Raw genomic sequence first — 20,461 nt, 5'->3', positions numbered from 1 at the left:
ACTGGAGCCGCTTAACGCGGCTCAACGCAACGACCTGATGGAAATCATGGATGACCGCCACGGCAGCAGCTCAACCATCCTCATCAGCCAGCTACCTACTGACCAGTGGTATCAATCCATCGGTGATAACACGCTGGCTGATGCCATCCTCGACCGCCTGATGCACAACGCTCACCGGATAAAACTGAAAGGAGAGTCAATGAGAAAAACACTGGCGACCGTTGACGCCACTTGAACACTTAAGGTAAAAATCAGCTAGCCAACGATGCGTTGATCTGAGGTGTTCAAATAAAACCGGAATGGCTGTTCAAGTAAAACGGAATACGCACGTTATCGACGAGCCAGCGGTAGGCATCGCTTATTTTTGGGCGCTCATCTGTTTTTATTAGCTCAGCCGGCGGTATATCGTAGAGCTGATGAATCATCACGATTTGAGTAAATTGCTCATCAGGGCTTTGTTTCACTTTGTAGCGAATTGACCCTGCTGTCATAAAAATGATCTTTTGATGACCATCTTGTCGTTCTGGTGTTGCTGTTAGGCCCAATACATATTTTGCTCTTACCTCGTTGAGTACCATTTCAAACCTAGGCGCAGATAGATGGTGGCATTCGTCAACAATAATGTGGCCGTAGTCTTGGATGAGAGGGGAGATAGAGTTGTCTTTTTTATTGACCAGGCTTTGGTAGGTGGCAATGTCGATAATGCCACTCGGCTTTCTTTTACCCCCGCCTATACTGCCAATGGTTACTTCGGGTAGGAACGTGCGCAAGCGCTCTTGCCACTGTTCAAGCAGTTGTCGGCTATGAACCAGTATGAGGGTATTTACTTTGCGTTTTACGATCATACCAATGGCTGTAACCGTTTTTCCAAATGCGGTCGGCGCATGCAAAATACCGAAGTCATGTTTGGTTATTGCGGCCACTGCGTCTCGCTGATTCTTTCGCAAAGTGAACTCAGGGGTAAGTTTTAATAATGGTTTGCCGTTTTCACGCTTATCGTCAAATAGTGGCGAAATATTTTGCTCTTGTAGCAAAGCAATCGCGTCATCGAGACAGCCTCGCGGTAGTGCTAGATAACCGTTTTCAATACGAGCACAGGAAATAAACCTCGGAATGCCATGGGTTGAAAAGCGCAACGCTTGTGTTTTAAAAAACACAGGATTAGAAAAACTCGCTAATCGCTTTAGTCCTGCCAGTAGTGGCCCAGGTAACTCGCTCATCAAAAAGTAGATATGGTTGGCCAAGGTAATAGTCACGTTTTTCGGCAAAGACTCTAATTTTATTGGTGTGGCTTTGGCTGTGATTTCCCAAGGTGGGCGGTTATCTGTTAGCCCTTGTTCGGACAGTAATAGGGTGTCGGGTGAAATGGTTGTTATGAGTTGTTCAATACTCGATTGCGTGAGCGTTTTAAGCTCAGCAAGGTACTGCCATTGATCGTCAATCGCATTCAGGTCACTGTCAACAAAGCAACTACGGCCTGAAAGGCGAGCTTCCTTTTGAAGTGGTAGCGCAATGAGATTACCAAAACCGCCTTCAGGAAGGACATCTTGGTTAGGAAAGAGCCTGTCATAGGAGTCAAACGAAAGATTTGGAAATATTTCCATGGCTTTATCAAGCAAAGCGAAACCCAGTGCCCGAGCCTGGTTAGCGGGGATATTGGTGTCAAAAAAGATCCATAAGTGTGCCCCGTTGCCAGAGCGCGAGATTTCTATCGCGTGCGGAATATCAAACTCTTGGCATGCTTTAGACATTGCTTTGACTTCTTCTTGCCAACAGCCTTTGTCAAAATCGGCTGCCAACAAATAGCACGAATTATCTTTAAGTAGTGGATATAGACCAACCACTTGATGACCGGCAAGGTGCCTGTAAATAATGTGCTCGTTTAATTCGCTAAACTTTCGGTGTGAACAGTCTTGGCATTTAATGCGGGGTTTGTTGCATAGTCCACTTACCCACTCATTATCACAAGCTACGGAATAGCCACTGCGACCCTGTTGGTTTTGCCAACGATTGGCAAAGATATCCTCTCGTCCACGAAATCGTTGTCTGAATAGGGCGACCTTTTGTGCTGGCGTGAATGTCTGTACTGAACGCTCGTTTTGAGCGCTACGCAAAGCCTTTCTTAATGCGAGAAGCTGCTGCTTTTCGTTTTCAAGCTCAGCTAGCCTGTTATCAATAGCAGAAATGTTTGGGTAGCGAGCATCATTCATAACAAACTAATTTTGAATCGAAGCACTATGAAGCGCGAACTTGCGGTGGCTTGATCAGCGACTCTGCTGGAATACCTAACCCTTCATGAAGTTTCCAAATCATTTTTAGCGTGAGTGATCGCTTATGGTTTAGGATTTCATAAACACGATTGCTTTTACCTATCATGGGTTCAAGATCTTTAACCGTTAAGCCTTTGCGCTCCATCTCAAACTTTATTGCCTCAACAGGGTCTGGCAAATCCATTGGAAAATGCTTTGCTTCGTAGGCCTCGACTAACGTAACCAAAATGTCCAGCTTTTCGCCTTCAATGGTATCTGGCTCCGCCATCATTAGGTTTTCGATGTCGTTTAATGCCGCGCGGTAGTCGGCATCTGTTTTAATAGGTCTGATGTCCATTATATTTACCTCTTGTTACTACCTTTTGGCTTCAAATCGTTTGCACATCAATTTTGTCGTATTGTGCATGGCTGCCTATAAACCGTATATAAACCACTTTGTAGGCATAATTGATCCAAACGACTAACCGGTATTTATTACCGGCAATGTTAAACACGACACGTCCATCTTTGAGGATGCTGGCATTTCTAAAGTCCTGTTTCACATCCGCCGGTGCTCCCCAATCAGCGTTTAATGCATGCCTATACCACGCTAACGTTGGCTCTTTAGCGTCAATGTATTCTGGGCTGTCTTCCCAAAATGTTTTTAAGGTTGATAATGCGATAATTCTCATAAATAGATGTTAGTCCCAATTTGGGACTTTTGCAAGTTTGGTATTCTTGATGCGGTTAGGTGTTGTTACCGCATCCCCGATTGCCCCATTCCTTGGGGCGGTTCAAGTTCCTCTTATTCACCTTCTAAAGCTTGTGGTATCAAGTGTTGCCCCATTGTCCCAACTGCCCACGGTAAGTGAGTAAATGAGGGCTGCTAGTTTCGCCTGATTGGCTTTTTTGGCATGCGGCTGCGTTTGCCATCGAAAAAGGCCAATACTCTGAACCAATAGAGTGATTCTTCATAACCTAGGCTATACGTTTGGCGTGCAGGCGGGATGAGTCCTAGTTTACGTCCTAGGCTGACAATCACGTAGAACGTGAGTTTTAGCGTCAGCCACGGGGCGAGAACCACCAATGTCGTCAGGCAATATCGAGTAAGTGCATAACCTATGCCATGAGGCTGTTCGAGTAGGGAAATGCCAATACACCAGCCAAGGCTTGCCAGTATGGCTATTGGAAAGGTAATGGGGGCGAGTCGCATCATAAATTGTATGTTAACGCCCTCCTGTGTTGTGCTGTGAAGCGGGCTCAAAGTTCACCAGTGGTTCGATCACATCAGCTACGGTTTGATGGGCAATACGGCGCTCTTCAAAGTAATCGTGTCGGTCGTAGATGCCCTCAACACCTTTTAGCTTATGGTTAAGACAGCGTTCGGCCACGTTGCCTGCAATGCCCAAAGAGGCGGCAAGGCTGCGAAAGGTGCGGCGCAAATCGTGTACGGTGAAGTGTTCAAGCTTGCCCATTTTATTGGGTGGCTGCTTTTTGCGCCCAGGCTCGCGACCAAACAGCTTAGAAATGGCACGATTCAGCGTATCTGGCCCCATATGCGGACGATGGCTTGCTCGTCTGGCCGGGAAAACATAAGGCGATCCACAAGCACGGACTTGCAGCTCGTTAAACCAGGTAATGGCTTGGCGCAGTAAGGGGATGCTGATCGGCACGCCAGTTTTACTGCGCTCTTTGGGCAGGTCCCATACGCCTGTGGTTAAATCCATTTCACGCCACATGGCTTCGCACAGTTCGCTTTTGCGCACGCCCAACACCAAAAACAGGCAGCAAGCGAGGTAGTTGTCGCGGCCAAAGCTATTGATATGGGTATGAAACACGCTGAAGGCGTAGTGAATTTCCTCTTTGCTAAGCATCCGGTCTTTACTGGACTCCACGCCACCGGCATCGTCCACGGTAAATGCTGCGGCTGGGTTATTCAGCGTTAAGTCGAGCTTTATCGCATGTCGAAACAGCTGCTTCATGTACATCAAGGTATCGTTGGCAATGGTAGGTCGGTTACTTTCTCGAATGCGCTCTAATACTTCACGTACATGTGTGGGACGCACGGCTTGGATAGGGAGTTGACCAATCACGGGTGCAATCTCTTTGGTAAAAACACGTTTGGGTATATTGGGGTGCTTTAACCGGCGACTTAAGTCTTTGGCATACCAGTCTTGAAACAGCTGGCTGACATTTTGGATCTCTGGGATGGTTTCAATAGCGCGAATTGCTAATGGATCTTCACCTTGCTGAAGTTGTAGCTGCATTTTAGACGATTCAAGTCGAGCCTCTGCTAAGGTCATACTTGGATATTGACCGAGCGTGGCTTCTCGTCGTCCATTTAGGCTGGTATACCTTAGCATCCAATACGGCATGCCAGATTTTCTTACGCAAAAATATAGGCCATTACCATCACTGTATTTTTTGTTTGCTGCTGCGGTGCGAGCATAAGATTGCACCTGAGTTGCGGTTAGTTTTGCCATCGTTTGTTACTCTATATTCCTAAGAAATCGTTAAAATTTGCTCACCATTGCCACCACTGTTTGTTTATCGATTGGTTCGATAGTTGAGTGATTGAACAATCTGCAAGCAGCACGATAAGTGGGGATGGCATAAGGCGGTGGTGAGATAGATGCAAAAATCTGCTCACCAGATACCTTGACTTTTTGCTTATTGAGTCAAAAAAACAGGTCTTGCCCACCATTTTGCCCACCACTTAAACAGCAACTGATAACGGACATCTGCAAACCGATTTGGACGGGGAAAATAAAAAAGCCCTGTATTTACAAGCAAATAACAGGGCATTTAAGACATTTTTGGACGGGTAAAAAAACTATTCGATGTTTTGAATCTGTTCGCGCATCTGCTCAATCAGCACTTTCAGCTCAACAGCTGATTGAGTGATTTCTGAGTTTATTGACTTGGAACCCAGTGTATTCGACTCACGGTTGAATTCCTGCATCATGAAATCCAGACGACGGCCGCAGGCGCCGCCTTTTTTCAGGATATTACGGGTTTCTTTTACGTGAGCATTCAGGCGGTCGAGTTCTTCTGCCACATCAATTTTTTGCGCCAGCATGACCATTTCCTGCTCGAAGCGGGTGGGATCAAGTTCTACTTTGGCTTCTTCAAAACGGGACTGAATCTTTTCACGCTGCCACTCAACAATAGCCGGCATTTTTTCAGCAACTGCTGCGGCTTCTTTTTCAATGCCGTCCATGCGCTGTTCAATAAGTGCTTTAAGCGCATCCCCTTCGGTGGCGCGGGCTTCGATGAACTGAGTAAGGGTCTCGTCAAATGCCGCCAGAATATCCGCCTGAATGGCATCCATATCGGCTTCTTCGGCAGCGATAACGCCGGGCCAGCGCAGGATATCAAGGGGGTTAACTCCGGTGGACTGACCGTGTGACTGCACCCAGTCTGCAGCATGCATGACTTCTTTCGCAAGTGCCTCGTTAAGCGTGAGTTTGGTTACAGCGGCATCGTTAGCGCTGAAACGCAGCGCGCACTCTACCTTTCCCCGCTGTAAACGCTTGCGAAAGCGCTCACGGAGCACCGGTTCCAGTGCCCGGAATTGTTCAGGCAAACGGAAGTAAGTTTCCAGAAAACGCTGGTTCACCGAGCGGACTTCCCACACGGCTGTTCCCCAGTCTTTTTTCACTTCACTGCGGGCAAACGCGGTCATGCTGTAAATCATAAATTTTCAATCTCCGTATGGATTTATGCGTAAGTCTACGCAGGAATCACCGGGTTGTCAGTGGTAATGTTCACTGTGTTCATACTTTAGTACAAGGTTCAGACAGGTTTTGATCGTCCCTGCTTGCCTGTAACTGTGTTGCTGGCTATTCTGTTACCGGATAAATTTGTTACATTTAATGGATTCTGATTTCAGAGATAATGCCTCATTATCAGAAGTATGTTTACTCAGGGATGACCCACATGTCGTATAAGAAATTAGGTGCGCTGGTCGCATTTTTGTTCCTTTCTTTTTCTGCTTTTGCGGCTTTCACACCGCAGGACATAGCTAAAAATGCTATTTACGCAGATGCCAAAATATCACCTGACGGAGATCGTCTGGCCATCGTGGTTGTGCAGGATGGCATCAGAAACCTTGCCGTGCTGGACATGAAAGATTTCTCAACGGTTGGCGGAATGGCCATGCGCGGGGGAAATGAGGTCGGTACCTTTTACTGGGCGAATAATGATCGCCTGGTAATGGAAATCTGGCGTAAAGAGCCATGGCAATCTGAACCTCAGTTCTGGGGCGAACTTTACGCTATTAATTACGACGGTACTAACGGCGAGATTATCTATGGATTCAACGTCGAAGAGCGTCAGAATACCCGGATTAAAAGAAAGAAAAGCGTAGATGGCTGGGCCCGCGTGATCAGTACGATGCCGGATAACGACAATGAGATCCTGATTGCATCAGAGCCGATGAACGTAGACCGGATTGGTTTCGTTCAGCGTCTTTCTGCCAGCTACGACAGCATCGCATCAATTCACCGTCTGAACGTTTACAGCGGCAAATTGTACCCCGCCAAGGCTTATGCGCCCGCGCCACAATCTGACATTTTTACTGATGACAGTGGTAACCTGATCATGGCAACCGGCACAAATAAGAATGACGATACGCTTATTTTTCGTCGTAAAGGCGATGACTGGGAAGAAATCAGTGAGCAATTCGGGCAGGCTTTCCATCCGGTATCTCTGAACGAAGATGCCACGGAAGTGATTTACCTGGATAATTTCGAACAGGACAAAGTCGGCCTTTTCCGGATGAATCTCAAGACCGGTGAGCGAAAAGAAATATACACCGATGATGTAGTGTCTTTGTCTCAGGTAAATCTGACAACCGATAAGTCCTCTGCCTATGCTATCCGCGTGGATGACGGTATGCCGGCGTACATGGTTTTCGACAGTGCCGGAGAAGAAGCCGGAATCTTTAAAGACTTGCTGGGTGCCCTGCCGGGTTACAACGTGAATATGGTCAGCCGTTCAGCAGACGGCAATTTGTGGCTCATCTATGCCACCAGCGATATTGATGCCGGTACCTATTATCTTTACAACAAATCTGCCAATAGCCTGAGCCAGCTGTTCGCTAACCTCGAACACATTTCCGTAAACGACTTCTCTGAAACCAAACCGGTGAGTTTTGAAGCGTCAGACGGAATGAAAATTCACGGTTTCGTTACCTACCCTGTTACGATGAAACAGGGACAGAAAGTTCCTCTGGTAACGCTTGTTCATGGCGGTCCGCACTATGTACGTGATTTATGGTGGTTTGACCGTGAAGTTCAGTTACTGGCGAACGAAGGTTATGCCGTTCTTCAGGTGAACTACCGTGGTTCCGGTGGCTATGGCGGCGATTATCAGGCTGCCGGCTACAAGCATTGGGGTGACGATATTCAGCAGGATATAATCGACGGTACACGCTACATCATTTCTCAGGGACATATCGATAAAGACAAAGTGTGTATCATGGGCGGCAGCTTTGGCGGCTATTCTGCGGTCATGTCTGCAGAACTCGCCCCTGACCTGTTTAAGTGTGCCGTTGCTAATGCCGGCGTCTATGATCTGAATCTGGCACTGGAGAAAGGTGACATTACTGAATTCCTCACCGGTGATGCGTATCTGGAAAAAGTGCTGGGTACTGACCCCGCTCAGTTAACCGCGTTTTCCCCTGTGACCCACGTGAGCAAACTGTCCGGTCCGGTACTTATTGCCCATGGTGCCCGTGACCGCCGGGTTCCCCTTGAGCACGCCGAACGTCTGAAAAGTGCCCTGGACAAAGCTGGCAAATCCTATGAGTGGTTCGTGAAAGACTCGGAAACACATGGTTTCTATGATGAAACCAACCGCGGCGAGTACTATCAGAAGGTCGTGAATTTCCTCTCTGAAACATTAAAATAATCTGATAACGCCGCATTTATGCGGCGTTTTACTTTTTTACGCCTTAATTCCCTTCCCGCCGGATTCAATTTGCCGGTGTATTTACGCTATACTTGCGCCTGTTAAAAAATACAGATTTATGACCTTTTCTCAGGAGACTCCTATGCGTCCAAGCGGCAGAACCGCCAGTCAGATCCGTCCCGTTACGATTACCCGCAATTACACTTGTCATGCTGAAGGTTCGGTTTTAGTCGAATTCGGTAATACCAAGGTACTTTGCACTGCGACGGTGGAAGAAGGTGTACCGCGTTTTATGAAGGGGCAGGGAAAGGGCTGGGTAACGGCTGAATACAGCATGCTGCCGCGGGCAACGCATACCCGCAGCCAGCGTGAAGCAGCACGGGGTAAACAAGGCGGCCGCACCCTTGAAATTCAGCGCCTGATCGCCCGCTCTTTGCGTGCGGCACTTGATCTGAAACTGCTTGGTGAAAACACAATAACACTGGATTGTGACGTTATTCAGGCTGACGGCGGAACACGAACCGCCTCTATTACTGGTGCCTGTGTTGCACTGGTAGATGCCCTTACCTTCATGCGTGCTAAAGGCATTATCAAAACTAACCCGCTGAAATTCATGGTAGCAGCATTGTCTGTGGGTATTTACGAAGGTACGCCAATTGCTGACCTGGAGTATACCGAAGATTCAGCAGCCGAAACCGACATGAACGTAGTAATGACCGAAACCGGCAAGCTGATTGAGATCCAGGGTACCGCGGAGGGCGAACCGTTCTCCTTTGATGAAATGCACGAAATGCTGGATATCGCTAAGCACGGTCTGCGTGAACTGTTTGATGTTCAGAAAGCGGCTCTTGCGTAAGGAGAGCAGATGAAAGCGTTTAAAAGAGAGTTTATTGAGTTTGCCATCGCCCGTGGCGTGCTGAAATTTGGCGAGTTTACCCTGAAGTCAGGCCGTACAAGTCCTTACTTCTTTAATGCCGGGTTGTTCAACAAAGGTGGCGATCTGGCCAAATTGGGTCGTTACTACGCGGCAGCACTGTCGGATTCCGGCATAGCCTTCGATGAATTGTTTGGCCCTGCTTACAAAGGGATCCCTATTGCCACAACCACAGCAGTAGCCTTAGCTGATCATCATGATATGGATGTGCCTTACTGTTTTAACCGTAAGGAAGCGAAAGATCACGGTGAAGGCGGTAATCTTGTTGGCAGCCCGCTGGAAGGCCGTATTATGCTGGTGGATGATGTGATCACTGCCGGAACAGCTATCCGTGAGTCAATGGAGCTTATTGCTCAGAACGGTGCCTCTCTGGCCGGTGTACTGATTGCGCTGGATCGCCAGGAACGGGGTAAAGGCGAGCTGTCTGCTATTCAGGAAGTGGAACGTGATTTTGGTACACAGGTTGTTTCCATCGTGTCTCTGAATGACGTAATTGCTTATCTGGAAGAAACCGGCGCTCACGCAGAGCACATGGCGTCAATCCGTCAGTACCGTGAGTCATATGGGATCGGATAATTCCCTCTTCGCCAGCCCGGACCACGAACTGGACACACAGGGCCTCCGTTGCCCGGAACCTGTGATGATGGTGCGTCTGAAAGTGCGGAAAATGCAAGAAGGTGAAACGGTTCTGATCACCGCAGATGATCCGGCAACAGAGCGGGATATCCCGGGGTTTTGCCGGTTTATGCAGCACACGCTGGTGGCAAGCCAGACTGAAGCATTGCCTTATCAGTTTCTGATTAAGAAAGGGCTGTAGCCGTTATCTCATACAAACAGTTTTTAAAGCCGGTGATACGCCGGCTTTTTGTTACCGGTTTCCCGGCGTGGTGCGGTAAATTGTTTCAAAACCACAGAAAATGCCAAACATGGCTATGCCGGCACCTGTCGCAGCAAGTCCATACTGCCCGTACCGCTGATTTAAAATAGTACTGAATGCTTCTTTAATTCCACCTGCCTCTGACGGATCCAGTTCAATTGCCGCCTGAATAAAAAAAGCACCTACCAGAATGTAAACAACACCCCTCGCGAGATAGCCGAGTCTGCCGGCAATACGGCTGATATGAATCTCACTGTCCCGCATATGATGAGTATTAAATTTTTCCATGAAATCGGCTTTACAGGCATGCTTTAGCTGGATGAAAGAAAATATCAGAATACCCGTACCGATGGCAGCAACCAGCCATTCTCCCCACGCCTGCTGCATTAATTCCTGTGAAACCTGTTTACTGCTGTCTTTCTCTGAATTACCGGTACCAATCAGTACTCTGATTGCACCCCAGGCCCCGACTCCGTAAATCGTCGCTGATAATACAAAGAAAGCTCTGGTGATCACATCGCCGGCTTTTTGACATCTCCAGGTTCTCGGTATTCAGAAAGGCCTGAATAAGACGCCATAACATATAGCAGACGAGCCCGCATACTACGCCGGCGAGCAGATACCATCCAAAAGGCTGCTCCAGGAGTGTTCTGAAAACATTGTCCTGAGTGGGTTCTTCAGACTGAAGGAAAGTAAATGCTGTGGTTATAACGAAAATACCAAGAAGAATATAAACAACGGTTTTTGCACCATATCCGGCGCGGGCAATATAGCTGATAGTGGTTGAAGCGATCACAGTATCGTATCCGGTATTCGTTACGCTGACAGGGGAAAACCCGCAAGCTTTTTCCAATATTATTTGAATACGCTAATAACCGCTGATAGCGATTTATCTGATGCTAAAATTAATGGCTTTCCGTGATGGCCTGAAGTAAGAGCCGCTGTAAGCGCACTTTGTCATCATGGGACTGGCAGCGGAGATCGCTGATGTGCAAAATCCTCTGCCGGAGCATATGCTTCAGAAGCCTGATATCCACTTCCAGCGTTATGGTTGTGGATGACTGGCTGTCCACCGGTAAGGTCACTAGTGAAGTACCCTTGAAGATAATGTTTGTCGTTGGTAGAAGGCCAGCCCTTTTTGCAGTGAAAACGTGATTTGTTGCAGCATCGTCAGTAACTCAGGGTGTAATGCAAACAGCGGGGCCAGCGCATAGATTTGCTGTGATGCCGCATCAAGACAGGTGGCAGCATCTTCAATGTTCCCTGTAGCAGCATGGCTGCGTGCAAGCTGTATGGCAGCAGCACCATAAGCGGTCAAATCTTTTCTCTGTGCGGCCGGGGAGGTTTCCGGTGCCTGCAAAGAAAGCAATACCGCCTGCGCGATCTCATACGCTTCCCCTGCTGTCTGGCGGGCGGATTCCATTTCACCGGACTTTGCCTTTTCCAGCGCAGATTGACTGGTCTGTGTAAAATGGTTGCGGGCATGCTCCGGGTGGGATTGCAGCCACTTCCAGTATTCCGGGCTAAGATAATGGGTTTTCATCATACGCACCTCCTGAATTAAAATTAATGCAAATGAGAATTATTATCAAATTAAATTTAGCGCTGTTGCCCGGTTAAAACAACGTAGTGATATACCAGATCAACAGCACGACAGCAGTCAGTGCCAGTATCGCTTTCGTTTTATATCGCCTGATTAACGCTTCAGCTTTGTCTCCGGCAACATATACCGCCAGTGCCAGACCAAAATACCGTATGGACCTGGCGATGACCGTAGCCAGTAAGAACAACAGCAGGGAGTATTTTGTTGCACCCGCTGCCAGCATGGCTATCTGAAACGGAATGGGGGCAATTCCGAGCGTCAGTACAAACCAGAACCCCTGCTGCTCCATTTTAGCTGAAACTTGCTTAAACTGTTCAGGGTCAGAAAAGGTGTTAATGATCCAGTCGCCGGTTAAATCGAAAAGATAATACCCCAGCGCATAACCGAATAATGCACCAATAACACACCCCAGAGTGGCCATCAGGGCAATGCTCCAGAGCTTTTCTCTTCTTGCCTGCATCAGCGGTATGAGGATCGCTTCCAGGGGCACAGGTACGATGGTAGATTCCAGAAATGACGCCAGGGTAATGCCTTTCAGCATGTGCCTGGAATCCACCATTTTCTTCGTCGTACGTTTTAACTTTTTCGTTATGGGCATAATCTTCCGTTATTGTTTGAAGATTGCCCCGTCCTTCATAACAAAGACAACCTTCTCCATCACCCTGATGTCCTCAAGGGGATTACCTTCAACCGCAATAATGTCGGCCAGTTTACCGCTTTCGATAGTGCCGAGTTCATCACTGATATTCAGCAGTTTTGCCGGTGAAACCATTGCACTGCGCAATGCTTCAGCAGCAGGCATGCCGGCTTCTGTCATCAGTGCAAATTCCTGAGCGTTGTCGCCGTGTGCTGAAACGCCGCTGTCAGTGCCAAACACAATGCTTACACCCGCTTTATACGCTTTGGAGAAGGTGTTTTGGATCAACGGGCCGATGGCAGCCGCTTTGGGCCTGACAAGTTCCGGAAAGAATCCGTCGATTTTCGCTTTCTGAGCCACAAACTCGCCGGCGAGAATAGTCGGGGTGTACCAGGTGCCGTGTTCTTTCATCAAATCCATGATCTCATCGTCCATGTAAGTACCATGCTCGATAGACGTCACACCGGCTTTAATGGCCCGCTTCATACCTTCTTTTCCGTGAGCATGCACAGCCACGGTCATGCCGTAGTCATTAGCTGTAGCAACAATGGCTTCCAGTTCATCGTCCATGAACTGCGGATTCTGGCCGCTTTTCGCTACGCTCAGAACGCCGCCGGTGGCAGTGATTTTTATCACGTCAGCACCATCCTGATAGCGCTGGCGCACTGCATCGCGAGCTTCTGCAACGCCGTTTATAACACCCTCCTCCGGTCCGACATCAGGGCGAAGTTTGTGTGCCATTCCGTTACTGGGATCTGCATGTCCGCCGGTTGTCGCAATCGATTTACCGGCAGAGAAAATACGCGGCCCCTGCGCCAGGCCTTTATCAATGGCTTTTCGCAGTGCGATGGTTTCGTTGTATCCGTCACCCAGATTACGCACAGTTGTGAAGCCGGCAGACAGGGTTTTCTCAGCAAAGTGTGCCGCTTTCAGGGTGTAGTCAGCTTCGTTGAGTGTGAAGCGTTCCATATAAGAAGACGGGCCCTGCTGGGAGGAAAGGTGAACGTGCATGTCCATCAGTCCCGGCATTACAGTATGATTTTTAAGATCAATCACTGTGTCGCCGTCTTCAGCGCTGATATAGCCTTTTTTCACCGCGGTTATCTTGTTGCCGTCGACCACAATTGTCATCCGGCTTTGCAGAGAGTCGTCAGTTGCAGAAAATAAGTTGCCGGCATGAATGAGGGTGTCTGCCTGCAGGGGTAAAGTGTTCAGTCCCAACAGGGCTGTTATACATAAAGAGAGTTTTTTCATTGTCATTATCGTTATCAGTGTGTGAGTTTTCTACTGTAATGAAATGACTGTGCGGATACCAGTACGGCAAAGGTTATTCGCTGATTTCTCCGAGAATGAGCTCATAGTCACCGCTTTGAACTGTGAAGCGGGTGGTGCCGTCGGGCGCTGTTTTTTCCTCAGCTTCGTTAAGTAACTGATAGTAAACATTCTGATGAAGTCTGGCCCACAAGTTACGCCGGACATTCACGTAAGGTAAAAAGGTGCCGTCTAAAGAAGCCCGCAGTGTGCCGGGATGAGAGGCGCTGACAGTGAATGTATCACCGGTTTGTGTGGTTAATCTGAGGTGATTATCTTCCATTGCCCACTGAACAATAACAAAAGGCACATCCTCTACCTGTATACCGACTTTCTCCACCGGCGTTAGCAGAAAATAATCGTCATTTTCTTTTACTAAAACAGAGGAAAAAAGCCTGACAAGGGATAATCGTGTAACAGGAGATTGCTGATATTGCCATTCACCGGAGGCAGTGATGCACATATCGATGTTACCGCAAAATGGCGGATGCCATTGTTCTACCGGAGGGAGGTTGCACCCGTCATCTGACGGGTGCGACTCTATCTGAGCCTGAAACCGGTTAAAATCCATCGTCTGCAAGCAGAGACTTCAATTCCCGTAATTTCGCCTTAATACGGCGCATATTGTCAGGACCGGTTCTCAGCAATTGCTTTTGCGGCGTGCTGAGTTCTTCCAGTTGCGGATCAGCATATTTGTAGGCAACTGAGTCCGAGTATACTTCTACCGGAACAGGTACTTCCGGGGTATCGAGCAGTTGATCGATAGCTTCCACCACGACAGATTCAAACGGCTGGCCGGGCTGTCCTATCTCGTCATACTTCGACTGGATTTCCCCTTTGTAGCGCTTAAACAGATCAAGCAATGCTTCGTTATCAAAACTTTCCATCATGGTAACGTACGGCGTGTATCGCTTGTAGCTGGCGGCATCAATCCACTCTTTATCAGCCTGACGGTAAACTTTGAATGTTTGCTCCGGTGCGGTTAACGGTACCTGCTGGACCGCCGGCATTTCATCATTGGCCAGATTGGTCACTGTAACAACAAAGCGCTGGATAAGACCCTCATTCACAATCAGGTTGTTCGCTTCTTCCGTACCTGAAATAGCATTTAAGGCTTCTTCTACGCCCTTATCCGACACATCCAGAGGCTCCGGTTCAGGCTCTGGTTGTTCCGGCATGGGTTCCGGCTCGTCAACGGGAGCGATATCTACCGGTTCCGGTGGCGGGGCGGGCTGAAAATCGTCCGGCTCGTCAGGCAGCACTGGCATTTCTTCTGCCGGCACTTCCTCGGTAACCGGTGCAGGTTCTTCCTTCGACGGCCACAACAGCACTGCAATTATGACCACTACAATCACCGCGATAATTAAAATATGCGGCGCCAGCGTTTTCTTCTCTGAATCATCACTCATAAACTTTTCACCCTGTAATGTTCCCTCTGGATCATAAACCCGTGCTACCTCAGGACATTCGCCTCAGAAATTGGCTGAATTCAACTGTCCTGAGATAGTACGGCTATCATACTACCAGAGATGTGTTCTCTGTTTTGAGAATCAATGGATCAATTTGTTCCGTACTAATAGCAAATTCCTCTTTTCTAACACTTTTCTACTCGGGAAAGCCTGATTTTGATCGCATTATCTTTGCTATAACCAGAAAAAATGCGAAAAAACGGAGCGCTTCATTACAACATCTTAATGGGAATTCCGTCTGTAAAAGTAGTCCTTTCTGAATGGTATTTGTACACTTCAGACAGGTTAACGGAGAGCAGCGATGAACAAATTCTACTTTCGCGATATCGAAAACGACCCTGTAGTGATTGATTACCTTGAAGTGCAGTCATTCGAAATGAACGTATATCTGGTACTTATTTGCATCGGCCAGCGTTCAGGACTGGTTTACGATAACGAAGACAAGCCCATGCGTTTTTACAGCGCAGGACAGATCCGCGAGTTGTTCGCTCATTGTCATGTAGAAAAATCGGTGATGAAACATGACACCCCCTACGATGAAATGATTGGCAATCCGCCGAAAGCGTCACATTCTGTAGCATTACCATTCACTATGGCATTACCCTACTGAATCCAGGGTGCAGCAATCTGGCGCAGATTCATTTGTACTTTTAACCGTCTGGCCAGCAGGAATAATCCGCCCAGTTTACGGTGAATGAACAGGGCATCTGCCGGCGGCACATGCCAGAAATTTTCCCGGTACGTCAGTGCGGTACCCATATTGTGTAACCGCATTATCAGGTCACTGTTACCAAAATCATAGCTGCCGTCAACATGTATCGCTTCACAGGCAGTCATGCCGAGTTCAACGACTTTGGTTTGCTGCTGAGTGGTATGCTCCCCGGTGACAAGCCCGATAGACAGCGCCGCACTGAGCATGGCGTCAGCATCATTGTTTGCCGCCGCGCGCAACAGCGAACGGTATCCTTCAGCCATGGCCGGGGCAATTTCTCTGGTGGCACCGAAATCCAGCAGAATAATTTTTCCGGAAACGGGGTCATAGCGGTAATTAGCCAGATTCGGATCGCTCTGTATCAGTTTAAAATCGAAGACTTCTCTGAAAAACAACCGCATCAGTGCGCTCATGATCCCGTTACGCAGGTCTTGTTCCAGATGCAGTACCGACTCTATGTCATCCCCTTTTTCAAAAGACATGGCAAGGACATTTTCAGTACACAGCGACGGGTAGCTGCAGGGCACGATAAACGCGTCATCATCCTGCAAACGGGAACGGTAGGTGTCCAGCATATACGCTTCCCGCAGGTAGTCTGCTTCCTGTTTAAGTTGCTGTTTCGCTTCTTCCAGCACCGGTGCAATATCAAGCGTTTTAGGGATGAGGCCACTCATGCGAACCAGTGTGGCCACATTATCAACATCACTGTCGATGCTTTCACGTACGCCGGGGTACTGGACTTTTAACGCCAGCATTGTCCCGTCGGGGGTGATGGCTTTATGGACCTGACCGATTGACGCGGCGGCGACAGGGGCAAAAGAAAAATACAGCATATTGTCCTGCCAGCTTTCACCCAGTGCATTGCTCAGCACTTCAGTAAGCTGGGCTTTGGGCATCGGACTGGCATCTTCCCGCAGACGGGCAAGGATTGCGGACAGTTCTTCAGGAAGAAAATCTCCGCCGTCCATGGAAATAAGTTGCCCTACTTTCATGGCGGCACCGCGCATAGTGGCCAGTTTGTCGGCTATGCGGGTGATGTTGGCCGGGGTCAGCAATAAGTCAGCCATGGCCGGCCGCTGCCCTTTCAGTAATTGTCCGGCACCACTGGTCACCATATTGCCGGCTATGCGGCCAGCAAGAGAACCCAGACCCAATACCCGCGAAAGCCTGCCAGAGGGGACGGGTTTGCCGTCCGGCTCATCGCTCATAGTGTCACGAATGCAGAAAGGAGCTGAATGCAGAATCCGGCTGCACTGCCTGCGGCAAATCCGGTCCAGCCGTTTTTGCCCAGGTAACGGAAAACCGTAGCGGAGAAAATACCGCACCATAGCATGGCGGCATAAATTGAAAGGGTGCTGTCGGGACTGGTGGCGCCCGGAATAAATAACAGCGCAACGAAAAGAATGGCCATAGCGCCGGATAGCAACACCCACATAATATTCTTTTTGTCAGTGAAGCTGTTGGTTTGAGGAGTCGTTTCAGACATAACACTTACCCGTAACGCGAAAATTGTGTGGTTAACTATGATGCAATACGGGCAAGCGGGTCAATGTGAAGATATAAGACTTTAGTGGTGGCGCGCAGAGCTGTCAGCGAACTCCACACTGAGTAATTCTACGTTATCACGGAATGTCAGGGTTTTTACATCGCCCTGTCCTTCCACGTTAAGTGTATTAATTTGTGCCGGCCACAAGTCTCTGAGTGCATCGTGACGGATACTGAGACCTTCCAGCGAAGGTGGTTGTTCGGTTTCCTGATAAACCCAGAAAAACTTACCATCTACTTCATAACCTACGGTTTTCAGCCCCAGACTTTCGCCATCTGCATTCCGTAATGCAAAGCGGGCCATCACGTAATCAGTAAAAGCCTGCTGAGTGGTTTTGTCATTCAGAATATCTGCACGCTTGTCGAACAGCGCTTTTACAGCATGTTCCGCATCGTGCAGATTAAACCGGTGCATCACCTCAATATTTTCTGTTCTCGGATTGAACAGAACCGTGGTGATTGCCGCTTTAATCTGATGGGCAGATACTGCCTGACAAACCATCATCAGCAGAGCCGCGAAGCTCCACTGAATCATGCGGTGAGACTTAGTTGTCATCACCCTCTCCGTCATCTGTTTTCAGTTCAGCTTTGCTGTCCTGCATCAGATCCATTGAGGTACGGGCTTCGCTCTTCTTCGCCTTATACGCTTCGATACGTGAAGGAATAATGCGACGCGGGTAGTAGTTGTTTTCCACATCTACGTCAGCAGTTTCCCAGCGGGGATCCACAGTAACGCTTACCAGCTCTTTATCTTTGTCGGTCACGACCAGCTTAGAGACAGCTTTCGGTGTACGGCGCCAGATTTCAGCAGGAATACGCATTGACTGTTTGGTACCGTCTGCAAATTCCATTTCCAGCAGAATTGGCATAACCAGTCCGCCCAGGTTGCTGAAGTCCATTACGTAGTAGTTTTTGTCTTCACGTACAGCACGCTCAAAGGTTTCACGTTCCCACGGTTCCAGTTTGTTCAGGAATTCGCGGTACTTGTTGCGGTCTTTGTTGGTTGGTGTGTACTGATCATTGTCATCGTAGAAATCTTTGATGTCGTCGAAACGCTCAACCCACAGCTTGCGGCCTTCTTCACGGTTGCGCTCGTCGGTCAGAGACAGAGGCTTTTCCATTTCAGCTTCACGCTGACGGGCCAGGTCGATGTCAGGATCTTTCGTGTCCAGGCGCAGCTTATACACACGGTCCAGTGAAATATCGACATGATCGGTAGTATAGAACCAGCCACGGAAGAACCAGTCGAGATCGACACCGGAAGCTTCTTCCATTGTCCGGAAGAAGTCAGACGGCGTAGGACGCTTGAACATCCAGCGCTGTGCATACTCTTTAAAGGCAAAATCAAACAACTCACGGCCAAGAATGGTCTCGCGAAGAATGTTCAGTGCAACTGCCGGCTTGGTATAAGCATTCGGGCCCAGGTGCAGTACCGAGTCAGACTGGGTCATGATAGGTACCTGAGATGAAGACTTCATGTAGCCGGTAACATCGCGGGGTTCAACACCCCATGGAATGTTCGGATCCCACTCGCGGCCGGCAACGCCGTCCAGGAAGCTGTTCAGGCCTTCATCCATCCAGGTCCACTGACGTTCGTCAGAGTTAACGATCATCGGGAAGTAGTTGTGACCCACTTCGTGGATAACCACACCGATAAGGAAGCGCTTTTCAGACAGCGAGTAAGTACGTGAACCATCGTCCTGTAACTCAGTACGCGGGCCGTTGAAGGAAATCATCGGATATTCCATACCGCCAACAGGACCGTTAACAGACTGGGCTGTAGGGTACGGGTAGCTGAAGGTGAAACGGTTATATACGTCCAGCGTATGCACCACTGACTCTGTAGAATATTTCTTCCACAGATCGCCACCTTCTTTCGGATAGAAAGACATGGCCATAACGTGTTTCTGCGGGCCGTCCTGCTCTACGCCTTTGGCATCCCACATGAATTTACGTGAAGAAGCCCACGCAAAGTCACGCACGTTGTCAGCTTTGAAGCGCCAGGTTTTAGTTTTGCCTGTGCCTTCTTTCTCGTTTTCCAGCGCTTCTTCGGCGGTTACGATAAAGACCGGACGATCAGCGGTTTTCGCTTCTTCCAGACGTTTACGCTGAGTGCCGGTAAGTACGTCTTTCGGGTTCTGCAGCACACCGGTAGAAGAAACAATGTGGTCAGCCGGTACGGTCATTGACACATCGTAGTTACCGAATTCCAGGGTAAATTCACCGCGGCCGATAAATTCTTTGTTGGTCCAGGCTTCGTAGTCAGTGTAAGCCGCCAGACGGGGGAACCACTGTGCCAGCAGGAAGATGTCGTTGCCGCCTTCGCGCTCGTCATCAGGGAAGTGCTCATATCCGGAACGGGCAGAGACTGCGTCTTCTTCAACGATGTTGTAACCGAATTCGATGGTGAAATCCACTGACTTACCCGGCTTCAGCGGTGTTGCCAGATCTACACGCATCAGCGTGCCCACAATCACGTGATGCAGCGCTTTGCCGGCACTTTCAACGGCTTTAATTTGATAGCCAAGTTCGTGATCGTCAACGAATTGCTGACGGCGCAGTGCACCCATACTCAGTTTAGCCGGGCTGTCGCCGCTGGCTGACTGCGTCGCCGGACCACGGTTACCGATGCCACCAAAGGTAGTGGTGAGGGCTGACATGGAATCATCACGGAACTTGTTCTGATCAAGCTGAATCCAAAGATACTTCAGCGTGTCAGGTGAATTGTTGTGATAAGAAATCTTTTCAGAAGCATCAATACGGCGTTTTTCTTCGTCGAGTTTTGCATTGATGACGTAATCGACCTGCTGCTGCCAGTACTGATGACCAGCTTCACCGGCGGCGTTTCTGTATACGTTAGGAGTAGGAAGTACTTCGTCGAGTTGTCTGAATTTATCTTCGAAGTCGCCCTTTGTTTGTTTTATCGCTGCGGAGGCAAACGGAGCCTGAACCAGTAAACCCAGTACAGGAGCCAGCCAAAGCAGTCGCTTTTGTCGCGTGCTCATATATATCCTTGTAACTTGAATCTAACTCTGACGAGTCTGAATTGTTATGTTATATCTTTTTTCAAAAGTAATGCAGTTTTTAGCCGTAGATAGCTATGTACTCACCGCAAACTGAAGCTTACATCACAGACCTTCAGATCAGAATAAACTGCGGTGTGACAAATTGTTCTTTGGGAAAGCGCGGATATGCGTTTTTTTCTGAATGG

General features: G+C 48.7%; 21 protein-coding genes and 1 pseudogene. 6 read left to right on the top strand and 16 right to left on the bottom strand.

Annotation, left to right across the window (positions count from 1 at the left end):
• Window positions 1-235: ATP-binding protein (locus tag ACXAG2_RS05305; RefSeq protein ID WP_474864982.1), on the top strand; the 235-nt coding region annotated here is incomplete at its 5' end.
• Between the two features lie 94 nt (window positions 236-329).
• On the opposite strand, the pseudogene ACXAG2_RS05300 reads toward ACXAG2_RS05305, so the two are convergent.
• The 5 genes and pseudogenes from ACXAG2_RS05300 to ACXAG2_RS05280 all read right to left on the bottom strand — a co-directional run.
• Window positions 330-2,210 (bottom strand): annotated as a pseudogene (locus ACXAG2_RS05300) (TOTE conflict system archaeo-eukaryotic primase domain-containing protein); the annotation flags it as partial.
• Window positions 2,211-2,235: 25 nt separating this feature from the next.
• Window positions 2,236-2,607, bottom strand: coding sequence for a helix-turn-helix domain-containing protein (locus ACXAG2_RS05295; protein ID WP_000354813.1), 372 nt, complete (start codon window positions 2,605-2,607; stop codon window positions 2,236-2,238).
• Window positions 2,608-2,638: 31 nt separating this feature from the next.
• Complete coding sequence (locus ACXAG2_RS05290; protein WP_102309607.1) at window positions 2,639-2,941, bottom strand: type II toxin-antitoxin system HigB family toxin; 303 nt, start codon at window positions 2,939-2,941, stop codon at window positions 2,639-2,641.
• A gap of 534 nt (window positions 2,942-3,475) precedes the next feature.
• The gene (locus tag ACXAG2_RS05285) at window positions 3,476-4,732 is read right to left on the bottom strand and encodes a tyrosine-type recombinase/integrase (RefSeq protein ID WP_474864979.1); all 1,257 of its coding nucleotides are present in this window, start codon (window positions 4,730-4,732) and stop codon (window positions 3,476-3,478) included.
• Window positions 4,733-5,082: 350 nt separating this feature from the next.
• Window positions 5,083-5,946, bottom strand: a complete 864-nt coding sequence (locus ACXAG2_RS05280) for a YicC/YloC family endoribonuclease (protein WP_474864978.1) — start codon at window positions 5,944-5,946, stop codon at window positions 5,083-5,085.
• 242 nt (window positions 5,947-6,188) lie between these two features.
• On the opposite strand from ACXAG2_RS05280, the gene ACXAG2_RS05275 reads away from it, so the two are divergent.
• From ACXAG2_RS05275 to tusA, 4 genes are all read left to right on the top strand, one after another.
• Window positions 6,189-8,162, top strand: a complete 1,974-nt coding sequence (locus ACXAG2_RS05275) for an alpha/beta hydrolase family protein (protein ID WP_474864977.1) — start codon at window positions 6,189-6,191, stop codon at window positions 8,160-8,162.
• Between the two features lie 142 nt (window positions 8,163-8,304).
• A complete protein-coding gene (gene rph / locus ACXAG2_RS05270) occupies window positions 8,305-9,018 on the top strand; it encodes a ribonuclease PH (RefSeq protein WP_474842253.1) in 714 nt (237 codons plus the stop codon).
• 9 nt (window positions 9,019-9,027) lie between these two features.
• Window positions 9,028-9,672: an orotate phosphoribosyltransferase gene (gene pyrE / locus ACXAG2_RS05265; RefSeq protein WP_474864976.1), complete on the top strand. Its 645-nt coding sequence runs from the start codon at window positions 9,028-9,030 to the stop codon at window positions 9,670-9,672.
• A complete protein-coding gene (gene tusA, locus ACXAG2_RS05260) occupies window positions 9,659-9,913 on the top strand; it encodes a sulfurtransferase TusA (protein ID WP_474864975.1) in 255 nt (84 codons plus the stop codon). The genes pyrE and tusA overlap by 14 nt, the downstream gene beginning before the upstream one ends.
• A 51-nt stretch (window positions 9,914-9,964) precedes the next feature.
• Here the strand turns inward: tusA and ACXAG2_RS05255 are convergent, their stop codons facing one another.
• The 7 genes from ACXAG2_RS05255 to ACXAG2_RS05225 all read right to left on the bottom strand — a co-directional run bounded on the left by ACXAG2_RS05255 (window position 9,965) and on the right by ACXAG2_RS05225 (window position 14,933).
• Complete coding sequence (locus tag ACXAG2_RS05255) at window positions 9,965-10,489, bottom strand: DUF1206 domain-containing protein (protein WP_474864974.1); 525 nt, start codon at window positions 10,487-10,489, stop codon at window positions 9,965-9,967.
• Entirely contained in the window at window positions 10,401-10,769 is a 369-nt protein-coding gene (locus ACXAG2_RS05250) for a DUF1206 domain-containing protein (protein ID WP_474864973.1), read from the bottom strand. Before ACXAG2_RS05250 ends, ACXAG2_RS05255 begins: the two co-directional genes overlap by 89 nt.
• 288 nt (window positions 10,770-11,057) lie before the next feature.
• Window positions 11,058-11,519 (bottom strand): hypothetical protein, encoded by a 462-nt coding sequence (locus ACXAG2_RS05245; RefSeq protein ID WP_474864972.1) that lies wholly within the window; start codon window positions 11,517-11,519, stop codon window positions 11,058-11,060.
• 70 nt (window positions 11,520-11,589) lie between these two features.
• A complete protein-coding gene (locus ACXAG2_RS05240) occupies window positions 11,590-12,174 on the bottom strand; it encodes a YqaA family protein (protein WP_474842246.1) in 585 nt (194 codons plus the stop codon).
• Between the two features lie 9 nt (window positions 12,175-12,183).
• Window positions 12,184-13,467, bottom strand: a complete 1,284-nt coding sequence (locus tag ACXAG2_RS05235; protein WP_474864971.1) for a metal-dependent hydrolase family protein — start codon at window positions 13,465-13,467, stop codon at window positions 12,184-12,186.
• A 73-nt stretch (window positions 13,468-13,540) separates the two neighbouring features.
• On the bottom strand, window positions 13,541-14,095 hold the full coding sequence (locus ACXAG2_RS05230) for a DUF1285 domain-containing protein (protein WP_474865013.1): 555 nt from the start codon (window positions 14,093-14,095) through the stop codon (window positions 13,541-13,543).
• A complete protein-coding gene (locus ACXAG2_RS05225) occupies window positions 14,085-14,933 on the bottom strand; it encodes a DUF3014 domain-containing protein (RefSeq protein WP_474864970.1) in 849 nt (282 codons plus the stop codon). Before ACXAG2_RS05225 ends, ACXAG2_RS05230 begins: the two co-directional genes overlap by 11 nt.
• Window positions 14,934-15,294: 361 nt before the next feature.
• On the opposite strand from ACXAG2_RS05225, the gene ACXAG2_RS05220 reads away from it, so the two are divergent.
• Window positions 15,295-15,603, top strand: a complete 309-nt coding sequence (locus tag ACXAG2_RS05220; protein WP_303572498.1) for a DUF6482 family protein — start codon at window positions 15,295-15,297, stop codon at window positions 15,601-15,603.
• Here ACXAG2_RS05220 and ACXAG2_RS05215 read toward each other — a convergent pair.
• The 4 genes from ACXAG2_RS05215 to ACXAG2_RS05200 form a co-directional block, all read right to left on the bottom strand.
• Window positions 15,597-16,913 carry an ABC1 kinase family protein gene (locus tag ACXAG2_RS05215; protein WP_474864969.1) on the bottom strand — a complete coding sequence of 439 codons (1,317 nt, stop codon included), beginning with the start codon at window positions 16,911-16,913 and terminating at the stop codon, window positions 15,597-15,599. The genes ACXAG2_RS05220 and ACXAG2_RS05215 overlap by 7 nt on opposite strands.
• Entirely contained in the window at window positions 16,910-17,191 is a 282-nt protein-coding gene (locus ACXAG2_RS05210) for a hypothetical protein (protein WP_119503182.1), read from the bottom strand. The genes ACXAG2_RS05215 and ACXAG2_RS05210 overlap by 4 nt, the downstream gene beginning before the upstream one ends.
• Window positions 17,192-17,272: 81 nt before the next feature.
• On the bottom strand, window positions 17,273-17,806 hold the full coding sequence (locus ACXAG2_RS05205; RefSeq protein WP_474864968.1) for a DUF6702 family protein: 534 nt from the start codon (window positions 17,804-17,806) through the stop codon (window positions 17,273-17,275).
• Window positions 17,796-20,255: a M1 family metallopeptidase gene (locus tag ACXAG2_RS05200; protein ID WP_474864967.1), complete on the bottom strand. Its 2,460-nt coding sequence runs from the start codon at window positions 20,253-20,255 to the stop codon at window positions 17,796-17,798. The genes ACXAG2_RS05205 and ACXAG2_RS05200 overlap by 11 nt, the downstream gene beginning before the upstream one ends.
• Between the last annotated feature and the right edge of the window lie 206 nt (window positions 20,256-20,461).

The organism is Alteromonas sp. ABH4_456, assembly GCF_056160645.1.
This window is presented reverse-complemented; position numbering and strand designations above follow the sequence as displayed.